Annotated in this window: 12 protein-coding genes; 8 read left to right on the top strand and 4 right to left on the bottom strand. The window is 67.3% G+C overall.

The annotated features are described in order from the left end of the window. The first annotated feature begins 6 nt into the window (after window positions 1-6). From EPK82_RS11890 to EPK82_RS11880, 3 genes are read left to right on the top strand one after another with little or no spacing between them, the layout of a single operon-like run. Window positions 7-774, top strand: coding sequence for a 3-hydroxyacyl-CoA dehydrogenase (locus EPK82_RS11890; RefSeq protein WP_047586478.1), 768 nt, complete (start codon window positions 7-9; stop codon window positions 772-774). 10 nt (window positions 775-784) lie between these two features. Further along, window positions 785-1,969 carry an acetyl-CoA C-acyltransferase gene (locus tag EPK82_RS11885; protein ID WP_134676696.1) on the top strand — a complete coding sequence of 395 codons (1,185 nt, stop codon included), beginning with the start codon at window positions 785-787 and terminating at the stop codon, window positions 1,967-1,969. A gap of 10 nt (window positions 1,970-1,979) precedes the next feature. Then, on the top strand, window positions 1,980-3,107 hold the full coding sequence (locus tag EPK82_RS11880; RefSeq protein ID WP_037047784.1) for an acyl-CoA dehydrogenase family protein: 1,128 nt from the start codon (window positions 1,980-1,982) through the stop codon (window positions 3,105-3,107). A gap of 89 nt (window positions 3,108-3,196) precedes the next feature. On the opposite strand, the gene EPK82_RS11875 is transcribed toward EPK82_RS11880, so the two are convergent. Next, window positions 3,197-5,281: a TonB-dependent receptor family protein gene (locus tag EPK82_RS11875; protein ID WP_134676695.1), complete on the bottom strand. Its 2,085-nt coding sequence runs from the start codon at window positions 5,279-5,281 to the stop codon at window positions 3,197-3,199. A gap of 192 nt (window positions 5,282-5,473) precedes the next feature. Here EPK82_RS11875 and EPK82_RS11870 point away from each other — a divergent pair, with 192 nt between their 5' ends. The 4 genes from EPK82_RS11870 (at window position 5,474) to gntR (ending at window position 10,172) form a co-directional block, all read left to right on the top strand. After that, complete coding sequence (locus EPK82_RS11870) at window positions 5,474-6,595, top strand: gluconokinase, GntK/IdnK-type (RefSeq protein WP_134676694.1); 1,122 nt, start codon at window positions 5,474-5,476, stop codon at window positions 6,593-6,595. 49 nt (window positions 6,596-6,644) lie between these two features. Then, the gene (locus tag EPK82_RS11865) at window positions 6,645-7,922 is read left to right on the top strand and encodes a TRAP transporter large permease subunit (protein ID WP_134676693.1); all 1,278 of its coding nucleotides are present in this window, start codon (window positions 6,645-6,647) and stop codon (window positions 7,920-7,922) included. Window positions 7,923-7,979: 57 nt separating this feature from the next. Continuing rightward, the gene (locus EPK82_RS11860; RefSeq protein ID WP_037047775.1) at window positions 7,980-8,993 is read left to right on the top strand and encodes a TRAP transporter substrate-binding protein; all 1,014 of its coding nucleotides are present in this window, start codon (window positions 7,980-7,982) and stop codon (window positions 8,991-8,993) included. Between the two features lie 159 nt (window positions 8,994-9,152). Then, window positions 9,153-10,172, top strand: a complete 1,020-nt coding sequence (gene gntR / locus EPK82_RS11855; RefSeq protein WP_037047772.1) for an HTH-type transcriptional regulator GntR — start codon at window positions 9,153-9,155, stop codon at window positions 10,170-10,172. A 5-nt stretch (window positions 10,173-10,177) separates the two neighbouring features. On the opposite strand, the gene EPK82_RS11850 is transcribed toward gntR, so the two are convergent. Together EPK82_RS11850 and EPK82_RS11845 are read right to left on the bottom strand one after the other, a co-directional pair. After that, window positions 10,178-11,209, bottom strand: a complete 1,032-nt coding sequence (locus EPK82_RS11850; protein WP_134676692.1) for a lipase secretion chaperone — start codon at window positions 11,207-11,209, stop codon at window positions 10,178-10,180. A gap of 84 nt (window positions 11,210-11,293) precedes the next feature. After that, the gene (locus EPK82_RS11845) at window positions 11,294-12,247 is read right to left on the bottom strand and encodes a triacylglycerol lipase (protein WP_134676691.1); all 954 of its coding nucleotides are present in this window, start codon (window positions 12,245-12,247) and stop codon (window positions 11,294-11,296) included. Window positions 12,248-12,744: 497 nt separating this feature from the next. On the opposite strand from EPK82_RS11845, the gene EPK82_RS11840 reads away from it, so the two are divergent. Then, window positions 12,745-13,053 (top strand): hypothetical protein, encoded by a 309-nt coding sequence (locus tag EPK82_RS11840; RefSeq protein WP_037047763.1) that lies wholly within the window; start codon window positions 12,745-12,747, stop codon window positions 13,051-13,053. A 69-nt stretch (window positions 13,054-13,122) separates the two neighbouring features. Here the strand turns inward: EPK82_RS11840 and greB are convergent. Beyond that, a partial coding sequence (gene greB / locus EPK82_RS11835; RefSeq protein WP_134676690.1) for a transcription elongation factor GreB occupies window positions 13,123-13,604 on the bottom strand: 482 nt, incomplete at its 5' end.

Here is a 13,604-nt window from a genome sequence, read left to right as displayed (position 1 = left end):
AAGAACGTGCGTATCGAGAATTCCGTTTTCCTGGTGACCGGTGGCAGCTCCGGTCTGGGCCTGGCCACCGCCCGCGAACTGCTGGAGCAGGGCGGCAAGGTGGTGCTGGTGGACATCAACGCCGAGGCCGGCGCCGCGCGTGCCGAGGAACTGGGCAGCAACGCCCGCTTCGTGAAAGCGGACATCACCCGCGAGGAGGATGCCCGCGCTGCGGTGAATGCCGCTGCCGAAGCCTTCGGCGGTCTGCAGGGCCTGGTCAACTGCGCCGGGGTCGCGCCGGCGGAGAAGGTCATCGGCCGCAATGGCGTGCATGGCCTGGAGAGCTTCGCCCGCACGGTCAGCGTCAACCTGGTCGGCAGCTTCAACATGCTGCGCCTGGCCGCCGAGTGCATGGCCCAGGGTCAGGCCAATGCCGATGGCGAGCGTGGCGTGATCATCAACACGGCCTCGGTCGCGGCCTTCGATGGGCAGATCGGCCAGGCCGCGTATGCGGCCTCGAAGGGCGGCGTGGTCGGCATGACCCTGCCGATTGCCCGCGAACTGGCTCGCCACGGCATCCGCGTGATGTGCATCGCGCCCGGCATCTTCGAGACCCCGATGATGGCCGGCATGCCCCAGGAGGTCCGCGATGCCCTCGGCGCCGCCGTGCCGTTCCCGCCGCGCCTTGGCCGGCCGGCAGAGTACGCGGCACTGGTGCGCCATATCGTCGAGAACGCCATGCTCAACGGCGAGGTGATTCGCCTCGACGGCGCCATACGCATGGCCGCGAAGTGAGGAGACCGTCATGAACAAGGATTCCATCGTCATCGTCAGTGCCGCCCGTACCGCCATGGGTGGCTTCCTGGGGGACTTCAGGGAGATGAGCGCGGCCCAGCTCGGCGCCGCTGCCAACCTCGCGGCTCTGGAGCGGGCCGGTATCGCCGGCGACGCCGTCGACGAGGTGATCATGGGCTGCGTGCTGCAGGCCGGCCAGGGCCAGGCGCCGGCGCGTCAGGCCGCACTGGGGGCCGGGCTGCCACAGTCGGTGGTCTGCTCGACGGTGAACAAGATGTGCGGCTCGGGGATGAAGGCCGTGATGCTGGGCCACGACCTGCTGCGGGCCGGCAGCGCCGACGTGGTACTCGCCGGTGGCATGGAGAGCATGTCCAACGCGCCCTACCTGCTGGAGCGCGCGCGTGGCGGCTATCGCATGGGCCACGGCAAGGTGCTCGACCACATGTTCCTCGATGGCCTGGAGGATGCCTACGACAAGGGGCGTCTGATGGGCACCTTCGCCGAAGACTGCGCCCAGGCCTATGGCTTCACCCGTGAGCAGCAGGATGCCTTCGCCATCGCCTCGCTGACCCGAGCGCAGAAGGCCATGCGCGAGGGCCGTTTCGCCGCCGAGATCGTCCCGGTACAGGCCCGCTGCGGTCGCGAGTGGATGACTGTCAGCCAGGACGAGCAGCCCCCCAAGGCGCGCATGGACAAGATTCCCGGCCTCAAGCCGGCCTTCCGCGAGGGCGGCACGGTGACGGCGGCCAACGCCAGCTCCATCTCCGATGGCGCCGCGGCGCTGCTGCTGATGCGCCTGGAGGAGGCGGAGAAGCGGGGCCTGCAACCGCTGGCGCGGATCGCCGGGCATGCCTCCTTCGCCCATGCGCCGAACCTGTTCACCACCGCGCCTGTCGGCTCGATCCAGCGCCTGCTGGCGCGCACGGGCTGGAGCCTGGGCGAGGTGGACCTGTTCGAGGTCAACGAAGCCTTTGCCGTGGTGCCCATGGTGGCGATGCGCGACCTCGACATCCCCCACGACAAACTCAACGTCCACGGTGGCGCCTGCGCCCTGGGTCACCCCATCGGCGCTTCCGGCGCGCGCGTGCTGGTGACGCTGCTCAATGCGCTGGGGCAATACGACCTCAAGCGCGGCGTGGCCTCCCTGTGCATCGGCGGCGGCGAGGCCACGGCGGTGGCGGTCGAGCGCCTGTAAGGAGAACGAGATGATTCCGAACGAAGATGAAATCCTCATCCGCGACATGGCCCGCCAGTTCTCCCAGGAACGCCTGAAGCCCTTTGCCGCCGACTGGGACCGCGAGCATCGCTTCCCTGCGGAGGCCATCGCCGAGATGGGGCAGCTCGGCTTCATGGGCATGCTGGTGCCGCAGCAATGGGGTGGCGCCGAGACCGGCCACCTGGCCTACGCCATGGCGCTGGAGGAGGTGGCCGCCGGTGACGGCGCCTGCTCGACCATCATGAGCGTGCACAACTCGGTGGGCTGCATGCCGATTCTCAAGTACGGCAGCGAGGAGCAGAAGCAGCGCTTTCTCCGCCCGCTGGCCGAAGGCAGCATGCTCGGCGCCTTCGCCCTGACCGAGCCTCAGGCCGGGTCCGATGCCAGCGACCTGCGCACCCGCGCGCGGCGCGATGGCGATCATTACCTGCTCAGCGGCGCCAAGCAGTTCATCACCTCCGGCAACCAGGCCGGCATGGTCATCGTCTTCGCCGTCACCGATGCTCAGGCGGGCAAGCGGGGCATCAGCGCCTTCATCGTGCCGACCGATACCCCGGGGTTCTCGGTGGTGCGGGTGGAGGACAAGCTTGGCCAGCATGCCTCCGACACCTGCCAGATCCAGCTCGACGAAGTGCGCATTCCGGCGAGCCTGCGCCTGGGCGAGGAGGGCGAGGGCTACCGTATCGCCCTGGCCAACCTGGAAGGTGGGCGCATCGGTATCGCCGCGCAGTCGGTGGGCATGGCCCGTGCCGCATTCGAGGCGGCGCGGGACTACGCTCACGAGCGGGTGACCTTCGGCAAGCCGATCATCGAGCACCAGGCGGTGGCCTTCCGCCTCGCCGACATGGCCACGCAGATCGCCGTGGCGCGGCAGATGGTGCATCACGCCGCCAGCCTGCGCGAGGCGGGTCAGCCGTGTCTGACCGAGGCGTCGATGGCCAAGCTGTTCGCCTCGGAAATGGCCGAGAAGGTCTGCTCGGCGGCGATCCAGACGCTGGGCGGCTATGGCTACCTGAAGGACTTCCCGGTCGAACGCATCTACCGCGACGTGCGCGTCTGCCAGATCTACGAAGGCACCAGCGACGTGCAGCGAATGGTGATCGCGCGCAGTCTCTGACTGGTGGTTTGTTCATTGTAGGAGCCGGCTTGCCGGCGATGCTTTTGAAGTAATGATCGCCGGCAAGCCGGCTCCTACGAAGGCAGCGTTCAATCGAACCGGTACTGCACCCCCGCGCCGACATACCAGGCGCGCTCCGGGCCGGGCTCGTAGTAGCGACCGTTGCCGTCACCGACGATCACCGAGCCGATGTAGTCGCGGTCCAGCAGGTTGTCGATGCGCAGGACCTGGTTGAAGGTCAGTGCGCCGACCCTCTGCTCGAAACGTGCCTGCCAGTTGAACAGCGCGTAGCTCGGCGCGCTCCTGGCGCTGTTGCTGTCTTCGACGTACAGCTCGCTGCGGTACATCGCCTCGATGGCCGTGCTGACGCCTGATGCCGGTTGCCAGTTCAGCTCGCCATACAGGCTGTGCGCGGGAATGCCCGGCAGGTGATTGCCCGCGTCGATCATCCGGCCGTTGCTGCTGAACGCTTGGCTGTAGGTGGCGTCGATCCGGGTATAGGCGAGGTGGGCGCGCAGGGTCTCGCTCAGACGGCTCTCCAGCGCCAGTTCGATGCCGTGCCGGCGGGTCTGCGCCGCGTTCTGAAAGCGCGAACGACCACCGCTGGCCGACGCCACCACCAGTTCGTCGTCGGTATCGATCTGGAACAGCGCCAGCTGCAGGCGGGTGCCGGCGGCCAGGCGCGCCTTCAGGCCGACTTCGATCTGCTCGCTGGTGGCCGGTTTCAGGTCGAAGCCGAAACCGCCGTTGGCGCCGGAATAGGACAGCTCGTTGAGCGTCGGTGTCTCCAGTCCCTGGCCCCAGCTGGCATAGACACTCAGTGCCGGCAGCAGGGCGTAGCTGGCGCCCAGGGTCGGCGTCAGCTCGCGGTAGGTGACCGAGCCGCTGTCGTCGCCGTTGCCGAGGAAGCGGTCGTCCACCTCGAATTCGACCTGGTTGTGGCGCAGGCCCGCCTGCAGATCCAGCTTGCCCAGCTGCCAGGCGGCCTGGACGTAGGGCGACAGGCTGGTCACCCGGTTGCGCTCGTCGCGGCGCAAGGCGCCTTTGACGCCGAGCGTGCTGTCGCTGAAGTTCTCGTAGCCCTGGCGCTCGTCGCGGGATTGGTCGTAGTCCACCCCGGCCGTGAGGGTGAGCAGACTGCCACCCAGGTCGAAGGGCTGAATCCAGCGGTTGCCGATGCCGTGAAAGCGCCGCTCGAAGTCGATCACGCCGCCGGAGTGGGTGGGGTTGCCCTGTACCGCAGGCGGAATCGACTGGTACTGAATCACCCGGCGCGTACCGCTGTACAGCGTGCTCTGCCAGGTACCGGCGGCGAAGCTGCGCTCATAGTTGAGGGCCAGCTGGCGGTGGTCGACGCTCTTGCGCGTATCGAACAGCAGGGCACTGGGCGCTGCCGCGCGGCGGTCGCTCTGCACCTGCGCCCAGGTCAGGCCTTGCGGGTCCTGGGTGTCGTTCTGGTCCAGCTCGCTGACACTCAGGCTGAGCGTGCTGAGGTCATCGGGGTGGAGGGTCAGCTTGGCGAAGGTCTTGTCGAGGATGGCGCCGCTGTGGTCGCGGTAGCCGTCGGTCTCGAAGTGCGAGCGGTTGATGATGAAACCGGCCTGTGCGTTGCCGCCTTCGGCAGCCAGGCGCGTGCGGCGGGTGCCGTAGGCGGCCTGGGAGGTGTCGGCGGAGACCCTGGGCGCGCCCTGGCCGTCACGCGAGAACAGCTGGATCACCCCGCCGGAGTTGCTGCCGTAGACACTGGCGAAGGGCCCGCGCAGGACCTCGATGCGCTCCAGGGTGTCGAGGTCGAAGGTGGCCGCCTGGCCCTGGCCGTCGGGGTTGGACAGCGGCACGCCGTCGGCCAGCAGCTTGATGCCACGGATGCCGAACGCGGCGCGGGCGCCGAAGCCGCGCGAGGAAATCTGCAGGTCCTGCGCATGGTTCTGGCGGTTCTGCACCACCAGGCCGGGCACGCTGCCCAGTGCCTCCGAGAGATTGACGCCGGGCTTGCCCTGCGTGGCCTGCTCGGCGTCGATGCGGTTGACGGAGAAGGGCAGCCGCCAGCCGCTGGCCTGGTAGCGGCTACCGGTGACGACCAGGGGCTCGGCCTGATAGCGGGTGTCTTCGGCCTGCGCGGCCAGTGGCAGGAACAGCGTGGGCAGCCACAGGCGAGGGCTTGGCCGGTGCATGAGCGAAAGGTCTCCCAGGAAGCAGGTGGATGATCTTGGCTTGGTCGATCAGTGGCGACCAGTGACAAGCCGCAGGCGGCGACAGAAATGCTCTACGAAATGTTGCCGGGGAGGGTTGTCGGATGTTTTGGATAGCGCTAACATCCGGCGCAAACAATGAGCGGCCCACATCGATGGTGCCCTGGAGTTTCCATGCAACAGCAGCCTTCCGTACCGCCTGCCCGCACCGCCCTGGTGGTCATGGGCGTCAGTGGCTCCGGCAAGAGCGATATCAGCCAGGCGGTCGCCACCGCGCTGGGCTGGCGCCATATCGAGGCCGATCATTTCCATCCTGCCGAGAACGTCGCGCGCATGCGCGCCGGTATCCCGCTGAGCGATGCTGACCGCCGCCAGTGGCTGGATGCCCTGTGCGAGCAGATGCAGGCGGCGCAGGCCGCAGGCGAGGGCTTCGTGCTGGCCTGCTCGGCGCTCAAGGGCGCCTATCGCGAGCGTCTGCGCGGCGCGGTGGCGGGGTTGCAGTTCGCGCACCTGCATATCGATCACGCCACTGCCTTGCAGCGCGTGGGCGCACGGCCCGGGCATTTCATGCCGACATCGCTGGTCGACAGCCAGTTCGCTACCCTCGAATCGCCCGCTGACGAGCCGCTGGTACGGGTGCTGGATGCCCGGCAGTCGCGGCAGGCGCTGGTCGAACAGATCACCGCCTGGGTGCGGAACAACCTGCCGGAGACTGACGCAGGTGACGCCGCCGGCATTCTCGAGACTGAGATTGATAGCGCTAACCAAGAGGCGCAGCTGGGTGCTGAGCCCATCTATGAAGGACGTGTGGCACGCCTCTTCGATCGCCTGACCGACGGCCTGATGGCCGCACTGATGGCGTTCATGGTGGTGGCGGTGTTCGCCAACGTGGTGTTGCGCTACGTGTTCGGCACCGGTTGGCCGGGCGCGGAAGAACTGTCACGCCTGGCGTTCGTCTGGCTGGTGTTCGTCGGCGTGGCCTCGAGCATGCGCCGCGGCGAGCTGATGACCTTTCGCATGATTCGCGACCGCTTCCCCGTACTGGCGCAGCGCCTGCTGGATTCGCTCAGCTGGATCCTGGTGGCCGGCGCCAGCCTGCTCTCGGCCTGGGGCGCCTGGAACCAGGTGCAGTTCGGCTGGGGCAATGTCAGCACGGTGGTCGGCTACCCGGTGGTGCTGGCCATGTTCCCGGTGCTGGCGAGCATGCTGGTGCTGGCGATCCTGGCGTTCGTGCAGCTGATCAACCTCTGGCGCCGCATCCCCGAGCGCTCGCTGAACCGGGCGCTGGCCGAATGATGCCGGGCCCACTCCAACAAGACGGGCAGTGCCCAACGAGGATGCGCCGATGACTGTCGCAGTGTTTCTTTCCTCCCTGCTCGGGTTCATGGCGTTCGGCATGCCCATTGCCTTCGCCCTGATCCTCACGGCGGCAGTGCTGATGTGGTACCTGGATTTCTGGGACGTGCAGCTGCTGGCGCAGAACCTGCTGGCGGGCGCCGACAGTTTTCCGCTGCTGGCCGTGCCGTTCTTCATCCTGGCCGGCGAGCTGATGAACGCGGGCGGCATCTCGCGGCGCATCATCGCCATGGCCCAGGCCTATTTCGGGCACCTGCTCGGTGGCCTCGGCTATGTCGCCATCGCCGCGGCGGTACTGTTGGCCAGCATGTCCGGTTCGGCGCTGGCCGACACCGCCGCGCTGGCGACGCTGCTGCTGCCGATGATGCGCCAGCGTGGCTATCCGCTGCATTCGTCGGCGGGCCTGGTTGCGGCGGGCGGTATCATCGCGCCGATCATTCCGCCGTCGATGCCGTTCGTGATCTATGGCGTGGTCACCAACACCTCCATCAGCCAGCTGTTCATGGCCGGCCTGGTGCCGGGGCTGATCATGGGCGGCGGCCTGATCATCGCCTGGACCCTGATCGCCCGCGGTTTCACCGAGCCGACACCGGAGAAGGCCAGTGCGGCCGAGCGCCGTCGCGTGCTGGTCGACGGCGCGGCTGCGCTGATGCTGCCGGTGATCATCGTCGGCGGCCTGCGCTTCGGCATCTTCACGCCCACCGAGGCGGCGGTGGTCGCGGCGGTCTATGCGTTGGCGGTTTCCACCTTGCTGTACCGCGAGCTGGACTGGGCAGGGCTGATGGAAACCCTGACGCGCGCCAGTCGCACCACAGCGTCGGTGATGTTCCTCTGCGCTGCGGCAACGGTATCGGCCTACATGATCACCCTGGCGCAGCTGCCCGACGAGATCGGCGCCATGCTCGGGCCGCTGGCCGAACACCCGCGTCTGCTGATGCTGGCGATCATGCTGCTGATGATCGCGGTGGGCATGGTCCTCGACCTGACGCCGACCATCCTGATCCTGGCACCGGTGCTGGCGCCGATCGCGATCAAGGCCGGGGTCGACCCGGTGTACTTCGGCGTGATGTTCGTGCTGATCGGCTCGATTGGCCTGATCACCCCGCCGGTCGGCACCGTGCTCAACGTGGTCGGCGGCATCGGCAAGTTGCGCATGGAGATCCTGGTGCGCGGCGTGCTGCCGTTCTTCCTGATCTACCTGGGCATCGTCGCCTTGCTGGTGGCGTTCCCGGCTGTCGTCACCGTGCCGCTGGCCTGGTTGCGCTGAGTTGACCCACCGGCACTGGCACGCCGGTTTCATTCACAACAATAAGAGGTAGTCCCGATGAAACGTCCACTGCTCGCCGTCCTCACCGCTGCCATGCTGTGCAGCCCGCTGGCCAGCCTGAGCGCGCATGCCGATGACGTGCGCTCGCGCATGATCCGCTTCGGCTATGGCCTCAACGAGAACAGCAACCAGGGCCGCGCGGCCAAGCTGTTCGCCGAGGAGGTGGCCAAGGCCTCCGAGGGCAAGCTCAAGGTGCGCACCTTCGGTGCCGCCAGCCTGGGCTCCGACGACCAGATGCAGAGCGCGCTGATTGGTGGCGCGCAGGAGATGATGGTCGGCTCCACCGCGACCCTGGTGGGCATCACCCGGGAAATGGCGGTCTGGGATACGCCGTTCCTGTTCAGCAGCGCCGAGCAGGCCGATGCCGTGCTCGACGGGCCGGTCGGCCGCCAGGTGATGGACAAGCTGGAGGAAAAGGGGCTGGTCGGCCTGGTCTACTGGGAGAACGGTTTCCGCAACCTGACCAACAACACCCGGGCGATCAACCGGCTGGAAGACTTCTCCGGCGTCAAGCTGCGGGTCATGCCCAATCCGGTGTTCCTCGAAACCTTCAAGCTGATGGGCGCCAATGCCGTGCCGCTGCCGTTCTCCGAGCTGTTCACCGCCCTGGAGACCAAGGCCGTCGACGGTCAGGAAAACCCGTTCAATACCATTCTCTCCTCGAAGTTCTATGAGGTGCAGAAGTACCTCACCGTGACCAACCACGTGTACAGCCCGTGGATCGTCACCGTGTCCAAGCGCTGGTGGGACGGCCTGTCGCAGACCGAGCAGCAGATCCTCCTGGAGGCGGCGCAGAAGGCCCGCGATTTCGAGCGCCAGGACACCCGCGAGGAGGCCGCCCGTGCACTGGCGCAGTTGAAGGACAAGGGCATGCAGATCAACGAAGTGGCCCCCGCCGAGGTGCAGCGCATGCGTGAGCAGGCTGCCCCGGCGATCGCCAAGGTGGTCGATACGGTGGGGCAGCAACTGTTCGATCAGGTCCAGGCCGAGGTCGACAAGGCTGCACGGTAAGAGCCGGCCCGTGCACGACTGACGGGCCGACTCGAGGTTTCGCGGGGCACGCAGGTGGCAACGCTCCTTGCATGGTGGCGTTGCCCCGGGCGGCGTGTCCCGCGCTTTATTCATCGGCAGGGCTGGTAGAATTGCCCGCTGATCATCAATGGAGGCGCTATGAGCCAACGCCGTCGCCGCTCTGCAGAGCGTGTCACCCTGTCCGATGTCGCCAAGGCCGCGGGGTGTTCGCTGATGTCCGCGTCGCGCGCGCTCTCGCAGCCGGGGCGGGTGTCCGACGCATTGCGCGAGCAGGTGATGCGTGCGGCCCAGGCGCTCGGGTACGTGCCCAACCCGGCGGCGCGGGCATTGGCCAGTTCGCGCTCGAACCTGGTGGCGGTGGTGATTCCCTCGCTGTCGAACTCGGTGTTCGTCGATACCGTCGAGGCGATCCAGCGGGTGCTGATGCCCGCCGGCTTCGAGATGATGATCGGCGTCAGCCATTACCGGGTCGAGGAGGACGAACGCCTGCTGCGCTCCTACCTGGCGCACCAGCCGGCCGGCCTGCTGGTGACCGGATTCGAGCGCAGTGACGCGGCCCGCGAGATTCTCGGTGCCAGTACCTGTCCGCTGGTGACGCTGATGGAACTGAGCGAGGAGCCGGAGGACTACTGCGTCGGCTTCTCCCAGATCGAGGCCGGTGCGGCGATGACCCGTGCCCTGGTGCAGCGCGGCTATCGGCATATCGCCTTCGCCGCCGCGCAGCTCGACCCGCGCACCTTGCAGCGGGCCGAAGGGTACCGCCAGGTAATGCGCTATCTGCAGCGTCACGACCCGGCACTGGAGCTGCTGACGCCGGAGCTGTCGTCCATCGGTCTGGGCGCCGAGCTGCTCGACCGCCTGCTGGCGCAACAGCCGCAGATCGATGCGGTGTTCTTCAACAACGACGACCTGGCCATGGGGGCCTTGTTCCGTGCGCGTCAGCTGGGCCTGGATGTGCCGGGGCGGTTGGCCATCGCCGGTTTCAACGACCTGCCGGCAGCGGCCTGGATGCACCCGGCGCTGAGCACCGTGCGCACCACCCGTGGGCAGATCGGCGAGCTGGCGGCGAACATGCTGCTGGCGCTGATGCGTGGCGAGACGCCCGAGCAGCACTGCGTCGACGTCGGCTTCGAGCTGGTGATGCGCGACAGCGCCTGACGCGATTACTGGCCCTTGTTCGCGGCGGCCAGTTGCTCGGCTGCTTCCAGGCGCAGGCGCTCACGTTCGTCGAAGCGCTCCGTTGCCAGCGCGTCGATGGCGGCGCGCTTGTCAGCGCTGCTGAGCCCCGGGTTGGCTTCGATCTGCGCCTTGGCGGCAAGATAGGCCTCCAGGCGCCGTTGCCAGTTCTGTCTCTGACCGTCCAGCGTCTCCAGGCGGGCAGTGGCCTCGGCGCCGACCAGTTGCTGGCGCATCTGGCGAATCTGCGCCGCGCTGGCACCCTGCGCCTGCAGGCGCGCGGTGTTCTGGCGCAGTTCCTGTTGCAGTTGCGGCAGCACGGCGTCCTGCAGCGCTTCCGGCAACGATGCCCGCAGCCTGTCGATGGCGGCGCCTTTCTCCTCGGCGCTCATGCCGGCGTCGTGCTGGATGGCCAGGCGTTCCAGGGTGAAACGGTTGTAGCCTTCCTCGCGGCCGAAGAAGGCCTGGTGGGTTTCGTCATCGAAAAGCCGCGCCCGCAGGGCCTGCACCGCGCTTTCACGTTGGCGCAGCGCGTCGAGGTTGGCCATCTGCGGCAGGTCCCGCTCCAGCAGCACCAGCTCGCGCTTGTAGTTCAGGTACTGCTCCAGCAATGCCTGGGCACGGGCGCGCGCAGGCTCCTGCAGCTGTGCGTCGATGTAGCCGCGCAGGCGTGACACGCTGGCGTCCAGGCTCTCTTCGCCGATGCTGGCGAGAAAGTAGTCGAAGATGCGGCGGATATCCTCGCTGACGATCAGGTTGCCGGCGGCGTCGACACGAAAGCTGCCGTCGACCTCGGTGCCGACGAAGGAGCCGGGCAGGGCCAGGCTCGCGGTTTTTTCGGGTGCGGGTGGGGACACGGCGAGGGTGTCCGCCGACGTCGCAGGCGCAGCGATCTGCGGCGCGGTTGGCGCCGTGCTGGCTGCGCTGGGCGAGGGGCCCTGGTGTGCGGGTTGCAGGTAGAACATCAGCGCCAGGCTGGCGCCAATCAGCAGCGGCAGGGCATAGAGGATTTTCTTCACATGTGACTCGATGCGTCAGGGAGGGGGTGTGCCATGGGCATCGATGTCGCGATGCCCATGGCTCGGGTGGTGCACTCGGTCAGCCTAGAGCCCGGCGTTCTTCAGGCGGTTGGCGTGCTGGCGGTAGACGGTGACCGGGTCGGTCTCGAACAGGCTGGTCAGTCCCAGGGTCTGGTTGACCTCGTCGAGGTGGTTCATCCGGTAGTTGTCGCGAATCACCTGGCCCATGCGGGAGCTGCAACGGCCCACCAGGCCATCGTTGGCTTCGCTGCCGAAGGTCAACGAGGAGGCGCCCATCAGCAGGTCGCTGGGGTCGAGCAGGTTGGTCAGCGGGCTGGTGCCGCTCCAGGAGTAGTAGCGCACGCCATTGACGCTGTACGCGCCTTCGCCACAGGCGCTGGTGGGCAGGCCCTGCGGGAACTTGGCGTTGAAGCGCGCGGCGCCTTCGCTGTTGAGCGACTCCAGCGAGCCGAGTGCATTCTGCGGCGTGGTGCTGGAGCTGCCGGAGAGGAAGTTGATCAGCGTGCCCAGGCCGTTGACGATACCGGCCAGCAGAGGGGTGGCCACCGGCCCGGCAGGCCCGTCGCTGATGCCCTTGAGGAAGTCGGCGGCGGCAGAGCCCTTGTGTGGCGCGCCGACGCTGGTGACCGAGGCGACCAGGTCCGGACGCACTGCGGCGACGTAGCGAGTGGTCGGCCCGCCGTGGCTGTGGCCGATCAGGTTGACCTTGCCTTTGCCGCTGATGGCGACGATCTCCTCGACCTGCTGCAGCAGCTGTTCGCCGCGCGCTTCGGAGGTGTCCAGCTGGCTGACCTCGGTGACGTACACGCTGGCACCGTCACGTCGCAGGGCAGCCGGGATGCCGTACCAGTAGTCGATACCGAGGATGCTGTCGAAGCCGAGCATGCCGTGGCCGAGGACGATGGGGTACTTGGTCTGGGTATAGCCGGAGGAACCGAACCAGAATGCCTGGGTCTGGCCGCTGGCGAGCAGGCCGGCGCCGAGGCAGAGGGCGAGCAGGGTTTTATTGTTCTTCATGGGCGCTCTCGTGGTTTGTTGGGCAGTCAAGTGCTTCCTGCAAGCGGATCGCGCCCATCCCGTGGCGCGTACGGCGCAAGAACGATGGCAGGAACCATGCCAGCGCCATCGATTGGCGCGGGACGCCTCTATTCCGGTCGTTCGCTGCAGATCGCCGCATACCTCGGGTGCATTTCGCTGTTACGGGTCGACACGTCCAGGCGAGGAAATGCTGTGGGCTGGCAGCATGCGGAGGGCTGCAACGGCGCCGCGAAGGCGGGTGGAGGCGCCGTCGAACGCCGGGATGCCCTCTCGGCCAATCGAAGGTTGGGGTCGGGCTCAGAAGCGCCTTGACAGTTTGTCGTGGGCTTCTCTAGGATTCGCCCTGCGCCGATTTAAACAGCTACTTGCGGGGCGCCTCAGGGTGTTGTCATCGACACCTGAAATTCCGCTAAAGCGCTGGTTCGGTGTCGCCTCTCACCGCTGCCCAGCGGGATTCTCGAGGCGGAGACTCGACCATGATCTGTCCCCAACCCCTTATTCGCCTGGCGCCCATCACTTCGGGCCTGCTGCTGCGCAATCCGCGCGTGCTGCTTGGCGGCAGCCATCAACCCACCTTGCTGCGTTATCTCGAAGGCTGGCCCAAGCGCTGGTCGGGGTCGCGTGCGTTTCGCATCCAGTTCGTGCAGAACGGCGAGTCGCTGAGCCGTTTCGCCCGCGACAGCTTCGATCTGGCCGTGATCCAGGCACCCAGCGCCGAGCAGCTCGAGCAGACCGTTGGCGAGCTGGTGCGGGTGGCGCGTCAGGGCCTGATCACCCGGCGCTAGCAACGACTCTTCGTTATCCGAGGCCGCCGACCGCCCCTGCGGCAGGGGCGCCGGTCGCGCACCGTCGATTCACGGATAGTCGATCTCGACGATGTAGCAGGTCTTCTCGCCGCCCGGGCTGTGTACCCGAACCTCGGCATCCAGCGGTTTGCCCACCAGAGCGCGCGCCAGTGGCGAGTCGATGCTGATCTGGCCCTGCTTGAGGTCGAACTCGTCCGGGCCGACGATGCGGTAGCGCGACTGTTCGCCGTCCTCGTCCTCGATGGTGACCCAGGCGCCGAAGTACACCTTGTTCGGGTCCGAGGGCCTGTCGCTGACGACCTTGAGCTTCTCCAGACGCTTGGTGAGAAAGCGCACGCGGCTGTCGATCTCGCGCAGCATCTTCTTGCCGTAGGTGTACTCGGCGTTCTCCGAGCGGTCGCCCTGCGCCGCCGCCTCGCTGACCGACTGGGTCACCTGTGGCCGGCGCACATGCCACAGCTCGTGCAGTTCGGCGCGCATGCGCGCTTCGCCCTCCGGGGTAATCAGGGGCGTACCGGCGGGGCGAGGGG

The sequence above is a fragment of the Ectopseudomonas khazarica genome (assembly GCF_004521985.1).
In the GTDB taxonomy this organism is placed as follows: Bacteria; Pseudomonadota; Gammaproteobacteria; order Pseudomonadales; family Pseudomonadaceae; genus Aquipseudomonas; species Aquipseudomonas khazarica.
This window is presented reverse-complemented; position numbering and strand designations above follow the sequence as displayed.